General features: G+C 76.4%; 19 protein-coding genes and 2 pseudogenes. 5 read left to right on the top strand and 16 right to left on the bottom strand.

What is annotated here, in order from left to right:
• Positions 1-33: 33 nt before the first annotated feature.
• From AMK13_RS38795 to AMK13_RS38760, 8 genes are all read right to left on the bottom strand, one after another.
• The gene (locus tag AMK13_RS38795) at positions 34-408 is read right to left on the bottom strand and encodes an ectoine synthase (RefSeq protein WP_049656703.1); all 375 of its coding nucleotides are present in this window, start codon (positions 406-408) and stop codon (positions 34-36) included.
• Positions 402-1,337, bottom strand: a complete 936-nt coding sequence (gene trpA / locus AMK13_RS38790; protein WP_074006268.1) for a tryptophan synthase subunit alpha — start codon at positions 1,335-1,337, stop codon at positions 402-404. Before trpA ends, AMK13_RS38795 begins: the two co-directional genes overlap by 7 nt.
• Complete coding sequence (locus AMK13_RS38785; RefSeq protein ID WP_074006267.1) at positions 1,330-2,358, bottom strand: hypothetical protein; 1,029 nt, start codon at positions 2,356-2,358, stop codon at positions 1,330-1,332. Before AMK13_RS38785 ends, trpA begins: the two co-directional genes overlap by 8 nt.
• 5 nt (positions 2,359-2,363) lie before the next feature.
• A complete protein-coding gene (locus AMK13_RS38780; protein ID WP_074006266.1) occupies positions 2,364-2,660 on the bottom strand; it encodes an acyl carrier protein in 297 nt (98 codons plus the stop codon).
• Positions 2,661-2,735: 75 nt separating this feature from the next.
• Positions 2,736-4,256 carry an AMP-binding protein gene (locus tag AMK13_RS38775; RefSeq protein WP_079272907.1) on the bottom strand — a complete coding sequence of 507 codons (1,521 nt, stop codon included), beginning with the start codon at positions 4,254-4,256 and terminating at the stop codon, positions 2,736-2,738.
• A 5-nt stretch (positions 4,257-4,261) separates the two neighbouring features.
• Complete coding sequence (locus AMK13_RS38770; protein ID WP_074006265.1) at positions 4,262-5,161, bottom strand: MaoC family dehydratase; 900 nt, start codon at positions 5,159-5,161, stop codon at positions 4,262-4,264.
• Positions 5,158-6,393: a beta-ketoacyl-[acyl-carrier-protein] synthase family protein gene (locus AMK13_RS38765; RefSeq protein WP_074006264.1), complete on the bottom strand. Its 1,236-nt coding sequence runs from the start codon at positions 6,391-6,393 to the stop codon at positions 5,158-5,160. Before AMK13_RS38765 ends, AMK13_RS38770 begins: the two co-directional genes overlap by 4 nt.
• Before the next feature lie 122 nt (positions 6,394-6,515).
• Positions 6,516-7,727, bottom strand: coding sequence for an aminotransferase class I/II-fold pyridoxal phosphate-dependent enzyme (locus AMK13_RS38760; RefSeq protein WP_049659474.1), 1,212 nt, complete (start codon positions 7,725-7,727; stop codon positions 6,516-6,518).
• A gap of 485 nt (positions 7,728-8,212) precedes the next feature.
• Here AMK13_RS38760 and AMK13_RS38755 point away from each other — a divergent pair, with 485 nt between their 5' ends.
• Entirely contained in the window at positions 8,213-9,085 is an 873-nt protein-coding gene (locus AMK13_RS38755; protein WP_049659476.1) for an AfsR/SARP family transcriptional regulator, read from the top strand.
• A 697-nt stretch (positions 9,086-9,782) separates the two neighbouring features.
• Positions 9,783-10,082, top strand: coding sequence for an ArsR/SmtB family transcription factor (locus AMK13_RS38750; protein ID WP_375874208.1), 300 nt, complete (start codon positions 9,783-9,785; stop codon positions 10,080-10,082).
• Positions 10,083-10,125: 43 nt separating this feature from the next.
• Here the strand turns inward: AMK13_RS38750 and AMK13_RS38745 are convergent, their stop codons facing one another.
• Positions 10,126-11,121, bottom strand: a complete 996-nt coding sequence (locus AMK13_RS38745) for a zinc-dependent alcohol dehydrogenase family protein (protein WP_074006263.1) — start codon at positions 11,119-11,121, stop codon at positions 10,126-10,128.
• 184 nt (positions 11,122-11,305) lie between these two features.
• Here AMK13_RS38745 and AMK13_RS38740 point away from each other — a divergent pair, with 184 nt between their 5' ends.
• On the top strand, positions 11,306-12,274 hold the full coding sequence (locus tag AMK13_RS38740) for a phosphotransferase family protein (protein ID WP_074006262.1): 969 nt from the start codon (positions 11,306-11,308) through the stop codon (positions 12,272-12,274).
• Between the two features lie 137 nt (positions 12,275-12,411).
• Here AMK13_RS38740 and AMK13_RS38735 read toward each other — a convergent pair.
• From AMK13_RS38735 to AMK13_RS38715, 6 genes and pseudogenes are all read right to left on the bottom strand, one after another.
• Positions 12,412-13,131 (bottom strand): annotated as a pseudogene (locus AMK13_RS38735) (SUKH-3 domain-containing protein); the annotation flags it as partial.
• A gap of 19 nt (positions 13,132-13,150) precedes the next feature.
• Positions 13,151-13,303, bottom strand: coding sequence for a hypothetical protein (locus tag AMK13_RS45620; protein ID WP_241853218.1), 153 nt, complete (start codon positions 13,301-13,303; stop codon positions 13,151-13,153).
• Positions 13,304-13,382: 79 nt separating this feature from the next.
• A pseudogene (locus tag AMK13_RS46505) lies at positions 13,383-13,574 on the bottom strand (YwqJ-related putative deaminase); the annotation flags it as partial.
• A gap of 227 nt (positions 13,575-13,801) precedes the next feature.
• The gene (locus AMK13_RS38725) at positions 13,802-15,064 is read right to left on the bottom strand and encodes an MFS transporter (RefSeq protein WP_074006259.1); all 1,263 of its coding nucleotides are present in this window, start codon (positions 15,062-15,064) and stop codon (positions 13,802-13,804) included.
• Positions 15,065-15,165: 101 nt separating this feature from the next.
• On the bottom strand, positions 15,166-15,483 hold the full coding sequence (locus AMK13_RS38720) for an ArsR/SmtB family transcription factor (protein WP_198959518.1): 318 nt from the start codon (positions 15,481-15,483) through the stop codon (positions 15,166-15,168).
• A gap of 106 nt (positions 15,484-15,589) precedes the next feature.
• Complete coding sequence (locus AMK13_RS38715) at positions 15,590-15,976, bottom strand: VOC family protein (RefSeq protein ID WP_049660971.1); 387 nt, start codon at positions 15,974-15,976, stop codon at positions 15,590-15,592.
• Between the two features lie 395 nt (positions 15,977-16,371).
• Between AMK13_RS38715 and AMK13_RS38710 the strand changes: the two genes are divergently transcribed.
• Complete coding sequence (locus AMK13_RS38710; protein WP_049661667.1) at positions 16,372-16,734, top strand: hypothetical protein; 363 nt, start codon at positions 16,372-16,374, stop codon at positions 16,732-16,734.
• 201 nt (positions 16,735-16,935) lie between these two features.
• Here the strand turns inward: AMK13_RS38710 and AMK13_RS38705 are convergent, their stop codons facing one another.
• Positions 16,936-17,616: a TetR family transcriptional regulator gene (locus AMK13_RS38705; protein WP_074006258.1), complete on the bottom strand. Its 681-nt coding sequence runs from the start codon at positions 17,614-17,616 to the stop codon at positions 16,936-16,938.
• An 82-nt stretch (positions 17,617-17,698) separates the two neighbouring features.
• On the opposite strand from AMK13_RS38705, the gene AMK13_RS38700 reads away from it, so the two are divergent.
• Positions 17,699-18,682, top strand: coding sequence for an oxidoreductase (locus AMK13_RS38700; RefSeq protein WP_079272903.1), 984 nt, complete (start codon positions 17,699-17,701; stop codon positions 18,680-18,682).
• The last annotated feature ends 157 nt before the right edge of the window (positions 18,683-18,839 follow it).

Here is an 18,839-nt window from a genome sequence, read left to right as displayed (position 1 = left end):
GGTGGGGGCGCGGGGTGCCTCTGGGCTCGGGGCCTAGTAGGCGGAGGAGGAGTGGGCGTCGAGCTGGTGGACCTCGTCGCCGCGCAGGGCCGGGGAGAAGACGCACACCAGGCGCAGGTCCTCCTCGGGGCTGGCGACGAGGTAGTGGGCGTCGTGCTCGTCGAGGGCGTAGAGGCGTCCGGGGGTGATGGGGTGGGAGGTGCCGTCCATGTCGATGACCTCGCCGGAGCCGGCGATGCAGTAGCAGGCCTCGAGGTGGTTGCGGTACTCCAGGCGGGACTTGGTGCCGGCGTTGACGACGGTGTCGGTGAGGCTGTAGCCGAGGCCGTCGCTCTCCACCAGGAAGCGGCGGGACAGGCCGTTGCCCCACTCGACGGTCTTCACGTCGGCCAGGTCGCGGATCAGCATGCGGGTTGTTCCTCTCGGGTCGTGGTGCCGGCGGGGGTGGTGCGGGTGCCGGTGGTGCCGGGGGTGGTGCCGGTGGTGCCGGGGGTGGTGCCGGTGGTGCGGGGGGTGGTGCGGGGTCCGCCGGGCCGCTCCGGGAGGGCGGGGCGGGGGCGGAGGTCGGTGAGGTAGGCGCGCAACTCGTCGACGGGGTCGAGGCGTTCGGTCAGCGCGTGCTCGACGCGGGCGACGGCGGCGGAGCCGACGATCGCGGCGTCGGCTCCGGCGGCGGCGACGGCGGCCAGGTCGGCGGCGGCCTTGACGCCGAAGCCGACGGCGACGGGGGTCGCGGGGGCGGCGGTGCGCAGCGCGGTGACGGTGTCGGCGAGGGCGCGGTGGCCGTGTGCGGGGGTGGTGCCGGAGCGGCCGTAGTGGGCGACGAGGTAGACGTAGGCGTCGGTGGCGCCGTGGGCGGCGGCGGTGAGGACCTCGGGGGTGGAGGCGGGGTAGCAGGTGGTGACCTGGGGCAGGCCGGTGTGGTGCAGGGCGTGCTGCCAGGCGGGGCGCAGGCGCGGGGGCAGGGCGTGGACGAGCAGGGCGCGGGCTCCGGCGTCGCGGATGGCGGTGGCGGTGGCGGTGGGGTCGCGGTGGCGCAGGCTGTGGCTCCAGTCGGCGAGCAGGGCGACCTTGAGGTGGGTCAGGCGGGGGGTGAGGTCGGCGAGTTCGGCGAGGACGGTGTCCAGGGTGGTGCCGGCCGTCAGGGCGCGGGTGGCGGAGCGGCGGATGACGGGGCCGTCGGTGGGCGAGTCGGGGAAGGGGACGGCGAGTTCGAGGACGTCGACGCGCTGGTCGTCGAGCATGAGCGCGAGGTCGGTGAGGCGGCCGGCGGGGTCGCCGGCGTTGAGGAAGAGCGCCAGGCCCAGGTCGTCGCGGGGGAAGAGGGGTTCAGACACCGGCGGTCTCCCTGGGGCGGGTGGCCAGGCGCGTGGCCAGGGCGTGGGGGGCGCCGTCGGCGAGGGCGTCCAGGGCGGTGGTGTAGGCGGTGTGCCAGCGGGTGTGGCGGCCGGAGGCGAGGGCGAGGGCGGCGGCGTTGAGGGCGATGGTGTGGGTGGCGGTGGTTCCGGCGCGGCCGGCGAGGGCGCGTAGGAAGTGGCCGGTGAGGTCGTGGGGGTGGGGGGCGAGGTCGGCGAGGGTGCCTTCGGCGGGGGCGACGGCGCCGGCGGGCAGGTGGATGTCGCCGTCGGGGGTGTGGAGGGTGTTGTCGGCGAAGGGCAGGAGTTCGTCGGCGCCGGCGCTGTTGTGGGCGAGCCACACGGTGCGGGTGGTGGTGTTGGCGGCCAGGGGGCGCAGGGCGGCGACGGCGGTGGGGGTGGCGGTGCCGGTGAGCTGGGCGGTGACGGGGACGGTGGCGAGCAGGGGGCCGAGGGTGTTGAGGAACGCGCCGAAGGGTTTGAGGGTGAGCGGGTAGAGGGTGCGGGCGAGGCGGGTGAGGGCGGGCGGGTAGACGTGGGGGCCGGCGAAGGCGATGTTGTGGCGGGCGAGGTGGTCGGCGGTGGCGGTGTGGCTGGAGGTGAGGGTGATGCCGAGGCGTTCGAGGAGGTCGACGGAGCCGGCGGCGCTGGTGTAGGCGCGGGAGCCGGTCTTGACGACGGGGATGCCGATGGCGGCGGCGGTGAGGGCGGCGGCGGTGGAGAGGTTGAAGGTGGCGGGTCCGCCGCCGGTGCCGACGATGTTGACGCTGCCGGGGTGGGCGGGGCCGGGGTCGGGGGTGCGTTCGGTGAGCGAGGTGTGCAGGGCGGTGAGGGTGTCGGGGTCGGGCAGGCGGGTGGTGAGGGCGGCCAGCAGGGCCGCTGCCTGGGCCCGGTCGCTGTCGGCCGGGCCCAGGGTGCGGTGTTCGAGCTGGTCCCACCACGAGCGCCAGGCCGCCAGGTCGACGGGGCGGGCGGCGAGGAGCGCGGTGAGGGCCTGGTGCATGGCTGTCAGCCGCCCACGGTGACGCCGGCGGCGGTGGCGGCGGTGGCGGTGGCGGCGGTGGTGCGGCGTTCGGTGATGAAGGCGTCGATGGCGGCCACCGAGCGGAAGTTGTTGGGGTCGAGGTCGGTGTCGTCGACGGGGAGGGTGAAGTGGTCCTCGACCCAGGCGATGAGTTTGAGGACGCCGAGGCTGTCGATGACGCCGTCGGAGAGCAGGTCGTGGTCGTCGGCGAGCTGGTCGGGGGTGATGTCGGGCAGGAACTCGTCGATGAGGAACCGCTTGATCTGGGCGATGTTGCTCATGTCGGCAACTCCCTTGCGTCGGTGGCCTGGTGGCCGCTGGTTTGGGTTGGGTGGCGGTGCGGGTGGTGCGGGGTGTTACGGGGCGGGCAGGACGGCCTTGCGGTCGACCTTGCCGGTGGCGGTCTTGGGCAGGGGGGCGTCGTGGATGGCGAGCTTCTCGGGGACGGCGGCGCGTGGCAGGTTGCGGGCCAGGTGCTCGCGCAGGACGAGGCTGTTGAGGGTGGAGCCGGGGGTGCGCTGGACGGCGGCGTGCAGGCGTTTGCCGGTGAGCGGGTCGCTGGCGGCGGCGACGGCGGCTTCGCGCACGTCGGGGTGGGCGAGCAGGACGCGTTCGATCTCGGCGGTGTTGACGGCGACGCCGCGGACCTTGACCTGGAAGTCGGCGCGGCCGGTGAGGTGGACGCGTCCGGTCTCGTCGCGGGTGACGAGGTCGCCGGTGCGGAACCAGCGGCGGCCTTCGCCGGCGCCTTCGGGCTGGGTGGTGAAGCGTCCGGTGTCGCGGGAGCGGTCGAGGTAGCCGGCGGCCTGGAAGGGGGTGGAGACGTAGAGTTCGCCGCTGCCGGGGCCGTCCAGGGGGGTGCCGTCGGCGGTGGCGACCAGGGTGCGTACGCCGGGCAGCGGGGTGCCGATGGGCACGGGCAGGGCGGCGGCGGCGTCCAGGCGGTCCAGGCGGTGCAGGAAGCTGTCGTTGGTCTCGGTGCAGCCGTAGATGTTGTACAGCTCGGCGCCGGGCAGCAGGGCGGGCAGGGCGGCGAGGGTGCGGGCGTCGATGGCGTCGCCGGTGAACGCGGCGTGCTCGACGCTGTCCAGGACGTGGGCGCCGGCGGCGGCCTGGACGAGCAGGGCGTAGGCGAGGGGGACGGCCTGCAGGACGTGGGGGCGGTGGCGGATGAGCTGGGCGAGCAGGTGGCGGGCGTTGAGGGCGTGGGCGGGGTCGATGAGCAGGCAGGTGCCGCCGGCGGCGAGGGTGGCCCACACGTCGAGCAGGGCGAGGTCGAAGTTGAGGGGCGCGTAGTTGGCGACGGTGCGGCCGGGGCCGAGGTCGAAGGTGTCGTGGGCCCAGGCGGTGAAGCGGTCGACGGCGCCCTGCGCGAGGGGGACGATCTTGGGCAGGTCGGTGGAGCCGGAGGTGGTGAGCATGAAGGAGGTGCCGGCCGCGAGGGTGGGCACCGGGGCGGGGTGGGGCAGGGCGGGCAGCCGGGGGGCGTCCTGGCCCAGGGGGGCGAGCAGGCGCCGCGCGCCGGCCTGGGCGAAGAGGGCGGCCAGCAGGGCGGGGGCGAGCTGCGGGGAGGGCAGCAGGAAGGGGCGGCGCTCCATCAGGCAGGCCAGCACCAGGGCGACCGCGGCGGGTGACTTGACGGCGTACAGGCCCACCGGTTCGCCCGGTGCCAGGTCGAGGGCGTTCAGGCGGGCGCGTTCGGCGTCGGCGGCCTGCGCGAGCTCCCGGTAGCTGACGCTCTGGTCGTGCCAGAGCAGGGCGGGGGCGTCGGGGCGGGTGCGGGCGTGGGCGGTGAACGCGTCGGGCAGGGCGAGCGGCGGCAGCGCGGTGTCCTGGACGGGGCGGCCGAACGGGGCCGTGGTGGGGGTGGTGGTCATGGCGTTCACTCCCCCGCCGGTGCGATGCGCGCCCAGCCGGCCTTGACGGCGGTGCCGGCCTCGGTGGCGATGGTGAAGCGCACCACGGTGCCCCGGTCGTGGGGCTGGAGGGTCAGGCGCAGTTCGGTGCCGGGGCGGGTGGGGGCGGCGAAGCGGGCGCCGAGCGCGGTGACGCGGGCGGGGTCGCCGCCGGCGTGGCGGTCGGTGATCTCCTCGGCGGCCAGCGCCACCAGGTGCATGCCGTGGGCGATGACGCCGGGGAAGCCGGCCGCGCGGGCGGCGTCGTCGTCGAGGTGGATGGGGTTGAGGTCGCCGGAGGCGTGGGCGTAGGCGCGGGTGTCGCCGGCGTCCAGCACATGGGTGAGGACCAGGGGCGGGCCGTCGGGCACGGAGCCGGGGTGGGCGGCCGGCGGCAGGGCGCCGTACGGCTCGGCACCGGTGGCGCCCAGCAGGAGCGCGGCGGTGGCGAGGTCGGCGAGCGGGGCGCCGGTGGCCGCGTCGGTGAGGCGGGTGGTCAGGGCCAGGCGGGTGCCGCGGGCCTCGCGGCGCACGGCGGCGACCTCGACGGCGACGTCGACGTCCCCCGCCGTGAGCGGGGCGTGGGTGCGGATCTCCTGGGCGAGGTGGACCACGCCGGTGAACCCGTGGTCGCCGGCGGTCAGCGCGCCGACGGTGTGCTGGGCGAGGGCGTGGGCGGCGACGAAGGGGTGCGCGGGGCCGGCCCCGGCGCGGGCGGGGGCGCCCAGGCGGGCCCGGGCCGCGGCCCGGTAGGCGGCCAGGTCCCGGTCGGTGACGTGCAGGCGGGTGCGCGACACCGGACCGGCGGGCGCGGTCACGGGCACGGCGGGTACGGCGGGGGCGGCCTGTGCGGCTTGTGCGGCGGGTGTGGTCGTGGGTGCGGTCATAGCGGGGTCACCACCAGGGTCGTGTTGTGGCCGCCGAAGCCGAACGAGTTGGACAGGGCCGCGCCGGCGCGCACCGGGCGCGGCGCGGTGTGCACGACGTCGAGGTCCAGGCCCTCTTCGGTCTTCTCGTGGTTGGCGGTGGGAGGGACGGTGCGGGCGTTCATGGCCTCGATGGCGGCGATCAGCTCGACGGCGCCGGCGGCGCCGATCAGGTGGCCGATGGCGCCCTTGGTGGAGGTGACCGGCACGCCGTGGGGGCCGAACACGGCGCGCAGGGCGGCGGCCTCGGCCCGGTCGTTGTGCACGGTGGAGGTGCCGTGGGCGTTGACGTGGGCGATGTCGCCGGGCGCGAGGGCCGCGTCGGCGAGGGCGGCGCGCATCGCGGCCACCGCGCCGGCGCCGTCGGGGCGCGGGTTGGACAGGTGGTAGGCGTCCGCGCTCGCGCCGTACCCGGCGAGCAGCGCGTACGGGGTGCGGCCGCGGGCCCGGGCGTCGTCCAGGCGTTCCAGGACGAGGAAGCCGGCGCCCTCGCCCATCACGAAGCCGTCGCGGTCGGTGTCGAAGGGCCGTGAGGCGCGCCCGGGTTCGTCGTTGCGCAGGGAGTGCGCGCCGAGGTTGCCGAACGCGGCCAGGGTGACGGGGGTGAGGGTGGCCTCGCAGCCGCCGGCGATCACCACGTCGGCGCGCCCGGTCTCCAGCAGCAGGGCGCCGTGGCCGATCGCGTCCGCACCGGAGGCGCAGGTGGTGGCGATCGTCAGGGCCGGCCCGTTCCAGTGCAGGCGCATCGCGATCTGGGCGGCGGCCGCGTTGGGCATGGTGACCAGCGGCATCAGCGGGGAGACCCGCAGCGGCCCGTGCTCGGTGTACAGCGCGGACTCGCGGTCGCTGGTGGTGCGTCCGCCCACGGCGGTGCCCACCACGATGGCGCTGCGCCCGGGTTCGGGTTCGGGGCGTCCGGCGTCGGCGTGGGCGGCGAGCGCGGCGAGGGTGCCGTAGTGGGCGAACGGGTCCAGGCGGCGGGCGTCCTTGGCGGGGACGAGGTCGTTGTCGGGCAGGTCGGTGACCCTGCAGCCCAGGCGCACCCGGTGGCGGGCCAGGGCGGGGTCGGTGAGGGCGGTGGCGGTGGAGCGCCCGGAGGCGACGGTGCGCCAGAGGTCCTCGACGGTGTGGCCGGCGGGGCTGACCACGCCGAGGCCGGTGACGGCGATCGGCGGCCGGTGGTGGGGGGCCATGGCTTCGTCTCCTTAGCGCGGTCGCGCGGGCGGCCCGGCGGTGGCAGCGGGGGCGGGGCGGGCTGGTCCGGGCCGGCCGGATCAGGCGGGCGGGGCGGGCCGGATCGGTCGGGCCGGGCGGGTCAGATCAGGCCGGTCTGGGCGGCGGCGGTCAGGAACGCCTCGGCGGCGAAGTCGATGTCGGCGGCGGTGTGGCGGGCGGTGACGGCGATGCGCAGCCGGGCGAGGTCGTTGGGCACGGCGGGGGTGACGACGGGCAGGCCGATGACGCCGGCCTTGCGGCAGGCGGTGGCGTAGTCGTAGGCGGCGTCGTCGCTGCCGGCGATGACGGGCAGGACGGCGGTGGTGGAGTCCATGGTGGAGATGCCGGCGTCGTTGAGGCGGGTGCGCAGGCGCTGGGCCTGGGTCTGGGTGTGGGTGACGCGCTCGGGTTCGCGGCGCAGGATGCGCAGGGACTCCAGGGCGGCGCCGGTCTGGGCGGGGCCGAGGGCGGCGGAGAACAGGAACGGGCGGGCGGCGTAGCGCAGGTGGCCGATGAGGTCGTGGCTGCCGGCGATCCAGCCGCCCATGGAGGGGATGGCCTTGGAGAGGGTGCCGAGTTTGACGTCGACGCGGACCTTGTGGTCGAAGTGCTCCTCGATGCCGCCGCCGGTCTTGCCGATGACGCCCAGGGCGTGGGCCTCGTCGACCATGAGGAGGGCGTCGTAGCGGTCGCAGACCTCGCGCAGTTCGGGCAGCGGGGCGATGTCGCCGTCCATGGAGTAGACGCTGTCGACGATGACCAGGCGCACGCCGGTGGGGGCGGCGGCCTTGAGGCGGCGCTCGAGGTGGTCGACGTCGTTGTGGCGGAAGCGGGTGACGGTGGCACCCGACAGGCGGCAGCCGTCGACGATGGAGGCGTGGTCGTACTTGTCGATCAGGACGGTGTCGCCCTGGCCGACGAGGGCGCCGACGGTGCCGACGTTGGCGGCGTAGCCGGAGCCGAAGACCAGGGCGCGTTCGCGGCCGGCGAAGCGGGCGACCTCGGCTTCGAGTTCCTCGTGCAGGGGGATGGTGCCGGCCAGGGCGCGCACGCCGTGGTTGCCGGTGCCGTAGACGTCGACGGCGGCCTTGGCGGCGGCCACGACGCGTTCGTCGCCGGCCAGGCCGAGGTAGCTGTAGCCGGACATCATGAGCAGGCGCTCGCCGTCGAGGTCGCAGTAGGCGCTGTCGCGTTCCATGGTGTAGGCGACGAAGCTGTTGCGCCGGGAGGGGTCGGACTCCAGTGCGGCCACGCGGGCGTTCGTTGCGGCGAGCTTCGGCTCCAGGCGGTCCCATGCTCCGGTGGCGTTCACGGGTTTCTCCTTCACGGCGTCACGGTGTTCACGGCTTTTCACGGTTGTTCGCGGCTGTTTCGCGGTTGCGTGCGGCTGTTTCGCGGTTGTTCGGGGCTTTTCGCGGCTCGGGGTGTTTCTCGAAGCCTTCACGCGGGGTGCTCAAGGATGGCTACATTTCTACGGCAGGATGCGCAAGGCGTCCGCAATAGGCGCTTTCCTGGCCTGCGGGAACGCTCTGACGTGCGGAAACCTTGCGTCCACGACGCATTGACCGGCCGGTGGGTATGTTTCCGCAACCGGTGTTGACACCGCGCGATGCGGCGAATGTATGGTCGAAATCCGCCGAAACCGAACGGCTGGTCGGCGGTTTATTGTTCCGATCCGCAATTTCCCACGCCGACGGCCGGAACGGGCCGTCACTTCCGCTTTGGCTCGAGGGGGTTGGAGCTCGTGTTGAAAGGCTTCAGGGAAGACGGTCCGTCCGGTAGATCGGGGGCCCGCGCATGCTGATCCGCCTGACCGGTCTGGTGGCCGTCGAGCACGAGGACGGCGCCCCGCAGCACCTGTCCAGCGCCCAGGCCCAGGTGGCGTTCGCCCGCCTGGTGCTGGAGCGCTCCAGCGGCACCAGCCGCGACCAGCTGGCCGACACCATCTGGCCCGACGGCCTGCCCGACACCTGGGCCTCCGCGCTGCGCAGCGTGGTGAGCCGGGTGCGGGCGTTCGTCACCGATCCGGGGCAGGGGCCCGGTGCGACCCCGCTGATCTCCCAGGGCGGGCGGTACGTGCTGCGGCTGCCCGCGGACGCGGCGGTGGACCTGGAGGCGGCGGCCTCGGCGGTCGGCGAGGCCGGCGAGGCGCTGGCCGCGGGCGGCCACGCGGTGGCGCAGCAGCTGGCCGCGGGGGCGCTGGCGAACCTGCGCGGGGCGTTCCTGCCCGACCACGAGGGCGAGTGGGCGCAGGGGGTGCGCGAGCACGTGGAGGAGCTGCGCATCAGCGCGTTGGAGACCGCGAGCCTGGCGGCGTCGGCGCTGGGCGAGGAGCACCACGCGCTGCGCTGGGCGGACGAGGCGGTGCGCCGGGCGCCGTTCCGGGAGAGCGCCTACCGCTGCCGGATGGAGGCGCTGGCCGCCTCCGGCAACCGGGCGGAGGCGCTGCGCTGCTACCAGCAGCTGCGCCAGGTGCTGGCCGAGGAGCTGGGCATCGACCCGGCCGCCGAGACCCAGGAGCTCTACCTGGCGATGCTGCGCTCCCCCGTGCCGGCGGCGCCGGCGCCGGCGGCGGTGCGGGCGGTGGACCCGGTGCTGATGGGGATCTTCGAGCCGCTGGCGCTGACCCGCCTGGCCCGGGCGGCGCCGGCCCCGGTGCGCGCGGCCTGAGCCCGGGGCCCCGCGCCTGCGCCCGCGCCTGCCGCTGCCGTTGTGCCGCTGCGGCGTGCCCCGCCGGTCCCCGGTCCGGCGGGGCACGCCGCCTGTCTTCGCGGGCCCTCTCCTTCCGGCCGCCGTCCCGGGCCGCGCGCCGTCGTGCCCGGCGGTCTTCGGCGGTCCCCGGTCGTCCTCGGCGGCCCTTTGCGGGGCCTCTCCCCCGTGCCGCCCGCCACGACGCGCCTCCTCTCTTCCGGCCGTCCTCGGCCGCGCACCGTCGTGCCCGGTGGTGCCCGGGCGGTCCTCGGCGGTCCGTCACGGGGCCCTCCCCGGCGCCGCGTCCCTCCCCCGCCGTGCCGCGCCGCGCATCCCCTCCTTCCCGGCCGTCCTCGGCCGCGCGCCGTCGTGCCCGGCGCTCCCGCGCGGTCCGCGGCCGGCCCCCGTGCCGGGCGGCGGGGCGTGTTGCGCGGGTGTTGCGGTGGGTGTGGGCGGCGGGTGGGGCGCGGGGGCGGTCCGGGGGTCCGGCGCGCCTCCCGGGGGCGGAGGCCGGGGGCCGGGCGATCGTCCCTGGTAGCGTCGTGCTCGTGAAGTCGCGCACACGGCGCGGTTTTTGACTGTCGGACAGACGGGGGTCGAGTGTTGGGAAGGGGTGGTGGGTGTGGGGCGGGCACGCGTGGCGGCGCGGGTGATCGTGCACCCTGGTGTGGAGGACGTGAGCGTCCAGCAGGTGCTGGAGGCGCTCGCTGATCCGGCCCGCAGGACGGTGGTGCGCACGCTCGCGCACTCGGGAGCCGATCTCAGCTGCGGTTCCTTCGACCTGCCGGTGGGGCGTTCGACCTCCAGCCACCACTTCAGCGTGCTGCGCGAGGCGGGGCTGCTGCGCCAGTACTACGTGGGCACCACCAAGATGAACGCGCTGCGCAGCGAGGAGTTGGAGCGGCGGTTCCCGGGGCTGCTGGCGGCGGTGGTGGCCGCCGCCGACGCGGAGGCCCGCCGGGCCCCGGGGGCCTGAGGGCCCGCCGGCCCCCGGCAGGGGGCCGGCCTCCGGTGGCGGTTCAGTCGCCGACGGCCAGGACGATCTTGCCGATCTGGGTGCCGGCCTCCAGGTAGCGGTGGGCCTCGGCGACGGTGTCGAGGCCTTCGAAGACGCGGTCGACGGCGGGGGTGAAGGAGCCGTCGGCCAGGCCGGCGGTGACGAACGCGTGGGCGCGGCGCAGGCGTTCGTCGTCCCGGGTGACCTCGTGCATGGAGAAGAAGCGGCTGGTGACGGGGGCGAAGGTGTCCTGGCCGGGCATCGGGGTGTCGCGGGGGTCGAGGCGGCCGTAGACGGTCAGGCGTCCGCCGGGGGCCAGGGTGCGGGCGAGGGTCAGGACGCCGGGTCCGGCGACGGGGTCGAAGACGGTGCGCACGCCGGATCCGCCGGTGGCCGCGTCGACGCGGGCGAGGAGGTCGTCCTCGCCGGTGACGACGACCTCGGCGGCGCCGGCGTCCAGCAGGTGCCGGGCCTTGGCGCGGGTGCGGGTGGTGGCGATCGGGTGGGCGCCCAGGCGGCGGGCGGTGCGGATGGCGGCCAGGCCCACGCCGGAGGCGGCGGCGGTGATCAGCACGTGGTCGCCGGGGCGCAGGTGGCCGTCCTCGGCGAGGGCGCCGTAGGCGGTGAGGTAGGGCATCCACACGGCGGCGCCCTGGGCGGGGGTGAGGCCGGCGGGGTGGGGGACGGCGGCGCGGGCGGGGACCAGGACGTGGGTGCCGTAGACGCCGTAGTCGTTCTGGGAGAACGCGGGCACGGTATCGACGCGGTCGCCGGGCGCGAAGGCGGTGACGCCCTCGCCGACGGCCTCCACGGTGCCGCTGGCCTCGTAGCCGAGGGTGGCGGGCAGGCGCGGCCGCTCCAGGTAGGTGCCGGCGCGGAAGAGGGCCTCGGCGCGGTTGAGGCCGATCGCGGCCACGCGCAGGCGCAGTTCGCCGGGCCCGGGTTCGGGCAGGGCGCGCTCGCGTACGGCCAGTACCTCCGGTCCTCCGGTGGTCTCGAAGACGACGGTCCTGGGCATGGCGGGCCCCTCCCCCTGGGTGCGGTGCGGATCGGCGTCCAGCCAACCCCGGGCGCGCCCCGCCTGTCAAACTTCGACACCTGTCGGAATAGAGGTCTTCTGTCCCTGGTTGCCCGGGAGTTGACTCTTCGTCAGTCCTGCCCGGGGCGGGTCGGGCGGGGGTGGGGGCGTAGGCTTGCCGTCCATGATCGACGGTGGGGACTGGGGCCAGGGGTGGGACGGCACGCGCCGGTGGGTGGAGGGGCTCCTCGCGCCCGGTGAGCGCGTCACGGCGGTGAGCGCGCTCACCGGCGGGTGGACCTCGCGGATGCGCCGCGTGGACGTGGAGCGCCCGGGTGGCGCGGGCCCGTACGCGCTGGTGCTGCGCTCCTTCGTCAAGCCGTTCTACCGCCGCCACGCCCCGGGGCTGCTGGCCCGCGAGGCGGCGGTGCTGCGCCTGCTGGAGGGCGGCGGCGTCCCGGCGGCGCGCCTGCGCGCGGTGGACGGGTCGGGGGCGGTGTGCGAGCACCCGTCGCTGCTGATGACGCACCTGCCCGGCACCGTGCGGGTGGCCGAGGACGGCGGGGCGGGGCGGCGCGCGGGCCTGCTGGCCGCGCAGCTGGCCGCCGTGCACGCCCTCGACGTCGCCGAGGAGGACCGGCCGCGCGCCTGGCAGGCGTGGACGGCCCCCGAGCGCGTGGAGGTGCCCGGGGGCACCGCCCGCGCCGGGCTGTGGCGGCGGGCGGTGGAGGTGATCGGCGGCGCGGTGCCCGCGCACCGCTCCTGCTTCCTGCACCGCGACTTCCACCCCGGCAACGTGCTGTTCACCGGCGCGGGCGCCGACCTGGCCGTCAGCGGGGTCGTCGACTGGGTGGAGACGTCCTGGGGGCCGGCCGACCTGGACGTCGCCCACTGCTCCACCGCCCTGGCCCTGCTGCACGGCCCCGAGGCGGGCCTGGCCTTCGCCGACCGCTACACCGCCGCCGGCGGCCGCACCCTCGCCGCCGGCCGCGACCACCTGTACTGGCGGCTGCTGGACGCCCTCGCCTTCGCCCCGGACGCCCGGAAGGTCGCCGAGCCCTGGCGCGAGCTGGGACGCGCCGACCTGACGCCCGCCGTGCTGACGGAACGCCTGGAGGACTACCTGCAGGCCCTGTTCGACCGCTACGCCTGAACCCCCGCCCGCGCCCCGGATCCCCGGGTGCCCGGGGCGCGGGATGCCCGGGGCGCGGGGTGCCCGGGGCGCGGGGTGCCCGGGCGAGGTGCCGCGGCGCCGCCGCGACGCGGGCGGCGGGACGTGCCGCCGGCGCGTCAGCGGGCCGGGTACCACGCGCGGTACATGTCCAGGACGCGGTCGGCGGGCAGGGCGGGCATCTGCGTGACGAGGCCGTTGCGGCGGTCCACGACCAGGCAGCCCGCGCCCACGTTCGCGAGCGGGTCCGGGTCGGCGAAGACCGGGAAGGCCGGCCAGCCGAGCTCGAACTCCCGGAGCACGACGTCCACCGCGCCGAGGGGGCCGCCCCGGACGGCGCGGTGGCGGGCCAGGTCGCGGGCCCTGGCCTCGTCCGCCGGTTCGCCGGGGGGAAGCGGGGCCGGCGCGGCCGGGTCGAGGCGCCTCGGGCGCCGGCCCTCGACCAGGGCGACCAGGGCGCCGTCGAAGGAGTCGGCGACCTTCCACAGGTCGCCCCAGAACAGGTGGACGGCGCCCTCGGCGTCCATCGCGAGCCGCCCGCGTCCCAGGTCGTACTCCCCGACGGGCACCAGGTCCGGGCCGTACCTCGCGCCGTGGGCGCGCAGGCTCCGGTCCGCGTGGAGCCCGACCCCGGGATCGATCCGAAACGGCATCCGGGACATGTCCGCACCCGGCCCGTACTGGTGGACGGCCATGCCGCCGAACTCCCGCGGCACGGCCGTCACGGGGGCCGGGAAGTACGCGGCCGGGTCCCCCCACGAGCGCAGCCAGGCCCGCAGTTCGTGCTCGGGCAGGCGGACGCCCTCGTACCAGCCTGCCGCGGTCAGGGCGTGGAGGACGGGGCGGGGAAACGGGACGTCACAGCGCGGGCGCCTCCACGACCCGCACGCCGAGCGCGTCGAGCGCGGGTGCGCACGACGAGCAGGGCGGGATCGGGCGCTCGTGCGCCGGATCGCCGGGCTCGCGCAGCAGGATGCCCGCGATCACCGCCCCGGACAGCAGCAGGCCCATGCGCTCGATGACCCGGTCCGTGCCCTGGGTCGTGGACGCCTTCGGCGACGAGCGCCGCCCGCGCCTCGGCGGCGACCCGCGACAGCAGGACGACCTCCGGGCAGCGCCCGTGGAACAGCGAGCGCATCGCGGGCGCGGTCCGGTCCAGCAGGCTCCGCACGGCCGGGTGCGCGTCCGTCGTGGCGGTGTGCGTGCTGGTCGCCGTCACCGCCTCGGCCCCGGGGCGCAGCAGTGCGGCGCCGACGCCCGGCGGTATGTCGTCGTCGGACATGGTGCGGCATCAACTCGTCTCGTGTCGTGGCCGGGTGCGGCGCGCGGGAGCGCCGCGACGGCCGGTGGCGGGGGCCGGTGACACGGTAGCGGTGGTCCGCGGCGGGCCGCCGGGGTTCCCGCGTGCGGGCCGCGCGGGCGGTGCGGGTACGGCCGGGGGTCGGGGGCCGGCGGGCGGGTGCGCCCCCTGCCCGGGGCGGGGCAGGGGGTGCGGGCCGGCGGGGCCGGTCAGGGGGCCGGGGCGGGCCGGGGCTCCTCGTGCCGCGGCTCGTCCTGCCGCGGCTCGTCGGGCCGCGACTGCTGGTCGGGCTGCGGCTGGTCGGGCTGCCGGGGCGGGTCCAGGCGGCGGCGCAGGAGGACGGCGGCCAGGGCGGCGGCGGCGAGGGCGGCACCGGCCAGGGGCAGGTGGCGGGGGCCGGCGGTGGTGACGACGGCTCCGCCGAGGGTGGTGCCCAGGGTGATGCCGAGGTTGGAGAAGGAGATGAAGAGGCTGTTGCCGAACTCGGGGGCGTCGGTGGCGTCGCGGGCGAGCCAGGCCTGGGCGACGGCGAGGCCGCCGGAGTGGACGGCGCCCCAGAGCAGGACGGCGGCGAGCATGGGCAGGGGGTGGGGGCCGGCGGCGTCGACCAGGAGGTAGAGGGCGAGGTAGAGGAGCGGGTAGGCGGTGACGGTGCGTACGAGGCCGCGTTCCAGCAGGCGGCCGAAGAGGATGTTGCCGGCGGTCATGACGACGCCGAAGGCCATCAGGACGGGGCCGGTGAGGGAGGGGGCGAGGCCGGTGACGCGTCCCAGGTACTCGGCGATGTAGCCGTAGCCGCTGAACATCGCGGCGAACACCAGGGTGACGGCGGCGACGGCCAGCCACAGGCGGGGCCGGCGCAGGATGCCCAGCTGTCCGGCGTAGGTGGGCGGCGCGGTGTCGGGCAGGTCGGGGAAGAAGGCGAGGACGCCGGCGCAGGCGAGGAGGTTGACGGCGCCGGCGGCCCAGAACGCGGCGGGCAGGGAGATGTGCTCGGCGAGGTAGGAGGTGACGGGCACGCCGAACGCGAAGCCGGCGCTGACGCCGGCGAAGACGGTGGTGGCGGCGCGGGCGGCCTTGCCGGGCGCGGCCAGGCGGGTGGCGGCGGTCAGGGCGAGGGCGAAGAAGACGGGGTGGAGCAGCGCGGGCAGGATCCGGAACGCCAGGACGAGCGGGAAGGAGTGGCCGAGCGCGTAGACGGCGTTGGAGACGGCGAAGAGGGCGAGCGCCGCGGCCAGGACGGTCTTGCGGCGCAGCCGGGAGGCGAGCAGGACGCCGACGGGGCCGGTGGCGGCGACGGTGAGGGCGAAGGCGCCGACCAGCCATCCGGCGGCGGCGGGGGTGACGTGCAGGCGTTCGGCCAGGGAGGGCAGGACGCCGACGACGCCCATCTCGGTGGTGATGATGCCGAACACGCCCAGTGCCAGGACCGGGACGGCCAGGGCGTTTCGGGCGGGAGCGGTGCGTGGCACGACAGCCTCCATTGGATACACAAATCTAGATAGTTGGATGCGTTTGGGTCGAAGAAAAGGGGGCGCCGGGCGGGCGCCCCCCGAAGCGGGGTGGGGCGGGGTCAGAGTTCGTCGCGCACGTACGCGGCGAAGGCGGCGATGGTCTCCTCGTCGCGCCGGTAGAACGTCCACTTGCCGACGCGCTCGGACACCAGCAGCCCGGCCTCGCGCAGGATCTGCAGGTAGCCGGAGACCACCGACTGGGACAGCCCCGAGCGCTCCTGGATGTCGGTGACGCACACGCCGATGTGGAAGCCGACGCCGCGCTCGCGGTAGTACGGCTCGTCGAAGTAGCGCTCGGGCGTCTTGAGCCAGCGCAGGAAGTCCGCGCGCGCCGGGTTGGCGAGCGCCTTGTGCACGGCCAGCGGGTCCAGGTCCACCGCACACGCTCCTTCCGCCGTCCGGCCCCTCGGGGACGTATCTAATATTCTGGATACGATCCGGGGTGTCAAGGCGGGGCGCCCTCGGGGGCCGTGCGGGGCGGGGTCAGTGGTACTGGGCGATCTGGAGGAGGTTGCCGCAGGTGTCGTCCAGGACGGCGGTGGTCACCGGCCCCATGGCCAGCGGCGCCTGGGTGAAGCGCACGCCCAGGGCGCGCAGGCGCTCGTACTCGGCGTGCACGTCGTCCACGGCGAAGGAGGTGGCGGGGATGCCGTCGGCGGCCAGGGCCGCGACGTAGGCCCTGGCGGCGGGGTGCCGGTCGGGCTCCAGGAGCAGCTCGGTGCCGTCGGGCTGTTCGGGCGACACGACGGTGAGCCAGCTGTGGTCGCCGAGCGGGACGTCGGCCTTCTTCACGAACCCCAGCACGTCGGTATAGAAGCGCAGGGCCTTGTCCTGGTCGTCGACGAAGACGCTGGCCAGGTTGATCCTCACGGGGGACTCCCTCGGGTGGCTCGGGCCCGGGTGGTCCGGGCCCGGGCGGGCGGCTGGGCGGCGGTGCGCGCGGGCGGGCGGGGCCGCGCGGCGCGTTTCGCACTCCACCGTCGGCCACCGCCCGGCCGCGGGCAAGCCGCGCGGGACGCGGGGCGGGGTGGGACGGGCCGCGGACTGACGGGTCGCCAGCCGGCGGGCGGTGCGCGCCGGGCGACAGGCGGGTGGCGGGCGGTGCGCGCCGGGCGGCGCGCGGCCCGGGGCCGCGGTGGCGCGGGTGGCACGGCGACGCGCCGGTGGTTCACTCGCACGAGTGATTGTGACGCTGCGCACAACGGCGGACACTCTGGGTATCCGGAGGGCTCGTGGGGGGCTCTCCCGGCGCAGGGAGTGCCGCCATGGCCGCAGTCGAACCTTCCGCCTCCGAGGTCCCGCAGATCACGCACAGCTCGCTGCCCGCCGGCCGGGACGAGGGCCTCGCGGCCATCGGCGGCAACGTCGGCTCCGTGAACCGGGCCTGGTGGACGTGGAGCCCGGGCAACGGGACCTTCAACCTCCAGCTGTCCTGGAACGTCATCGGGATCGACTCGACGGTCGTCATCACGGCCTCCGAGATCGACTCCAACGGCAACCGGTTCGTCGGCGCCGCGGCCTTCCAGGTCTCGAGCATCGCCCCGGGCAACGGCGTGGTGACCTTCAAGATCAGCATCGGGTGGAACAGCCCGCTGCCGATGCGCACCGACGTCGTGGTCTTCAACTGAACCGGCCGCCCGGACCGGCGCCCGCACCCGTACGGTGACGGCCCGTCCGGCAGGCGCCCGCCCCGTGGCACCCGCGGACCCCTCCGCGGGCACCGCGGGGCGGGCGCCTTGCCGGGTGCCCCGGAGCGTCCGGGCGGACGGCGGCCGCGCGAGTCCCCCGTCGGGGCCGGAGCGGCCGGGGGCCGCCCGGCGCCGCAGGAGTCAGGCCGTGGCGGGGGCGCCGCCGGGGGCGGGGGTGCGCACGACGGCGTCCAGGGCCGGGGCGATGACGGCGAAGCAGCTCCCGGTCAGCGCGGCGGGGTCCACCGCCGCGCCGCCGCCGCCACCGGAGGCGCCACCGGCAGCGCCGTCGTCGGCGCTCCAGCGCTGGAGCACCGTGTGGAAGGCCGCCAGCGCCATGTCCGCGGCCAGCCGCGGGTACAGCTCGCGCCCGGCGTCCAGGCCGAGGCGGGCGGCGAGCTCCTCGGCGAGGTCGTCGCGCCACTGCGCCTGGCGCTCCAGGAAGCGCGCGAGCAGGGCGGGGGTGGACAGGACCAGCCGCACCACCTGGCGGGCGCGCTCCTCGTGGCCGGCGCAGTCCTCGACACTGCGCCACACCGCGTGCCGCAGCGCCACCGAGGGCGCCTCCCCCGCCGGGCGGCGGGCCAGCTCCTCGCGCATCGCCGCGCCGAGCGCGCCCAGGAACCGGACGACCACGTCCTCCTTGGACGCGAAGTAGCGGAAGAACGTCCGCTTGGACACCCCCGCGGCGGTGGCGATCTCGTCCACCGTGACGGCGTCGAACCCGCCGCCCGCCAGCAGCTCCAGCGCCGCCCGCGTCAGCTCGTCGGCCACGAGCTGGCGTTTGCGCTGGGCCAGGGTGGCGGCGGGTCGGGAGGTCACCGCCCCATCCTAGCCCCCACGCCACACACGACGCCCAATGCCCACCTTGACACTTGGTGACAGGAAGGGCACCTTGAGCCGTATGAGTCGTACGCCCCGAAGCAACCACACCCCCGACCACAGCCCCGCCCCCGCGCCGGGCCCCGGCCCGGAGCCGCAACCGGACCTGGACGGGCGGGTGTTCGTCGTCACCGGCGCCACGAGCGGCCTGGGCCTGGCCACCACCGACGCCCTCGCCCGCCGCGGCGCCCGCGTCGTACTCGCCGTACGCGACGAGGACAAGGGCCGGCGCGCCGCGGCCCGCGTGAGCGCCGCCCACCCCGCCGCCCGCCTGGAGGTACGCCGCCTGGACCTCGGCGACCCCCACTCCGTGCACGCCTTCGCCACCCGCCTGCGCGCCGACGGCCCCCACCCCGACGTCCTGGTCAACAACGCCGGCGTCATGGCACCCCCGCGCACCCTCACCCCGCACGGCCACGAGCTCCAGTTCGCCGTCAACCACCTCGGCCACTTCGCCCTCACCGCCCACCTGATCGACCTGCTCGCCCAGGGCCGCGACCCCCGCGTCGTCACCGTCACCTCCGCCAACCACCGCCGCGCCCGCATCGACTTCGACGACCTCACCGGCGAACGCGCCTACTCCCCCATGGGCCACTACAACCAGTCCAAACTCGCCAACGCCCTCTTCGCCCTCGAACTCCACCGCCGCCTGAGCGCCGCCCGCAGCCCCGTGCGCAGCGTGCTCGCCCACCCCGGCTACGCCGCCACCGCCCTGCCCCGCGCCGGCGCCGTCGCACCGGTACGGCTGCTGTTCGGGCACCTGCTGCGCCCGCTCGCGCAGACACCCGCCCGCGGGGCGCTGGCGCAGCTGCACGCGGCGACCGCCCCCGGGGTGCGCGGCGGGGAGCTGTACGGGCCGGGCGGACCGGGCGAACTGCGCGGGGCCCCGGCGCTGACCTCGCCCGCCCCTCGCGCCCAGGACCCGCGGGCGGGCCGGCGGCTGTGGGAGGTGTCGCAGGAACTGACCGGGCTGCGGTTCACCGTGCCCGCGGCGGACGGCGCCTGACCCCGGGGCGGGAGGGGGTGAGGGGAGGTCACCGCCCGCGCGGCACGGCGGGCGGTGGGGCGCAGCGGGGCACGGGGGGACTGCGCTACGGCAGCGGACACGGCCCGACGGCGGCGGCGGCCGGGGCCGCGGCGGCAGGCGCGCCCGCGGGTGCCGC

The sequence above is a fragment of the Streptomyces sp. CB02056 genome (assembly GCF_001905545.1).
Lineage (GTDB): Bacteria > Actinomycetota > Actinomycetes > Streptomycetales > Streptomycetaceae > Kitasatospora.
Note: the sequence above shows the minus strand (reverse complement) of the source record. Positions and strands in the feature narration are given on the sequence as shown.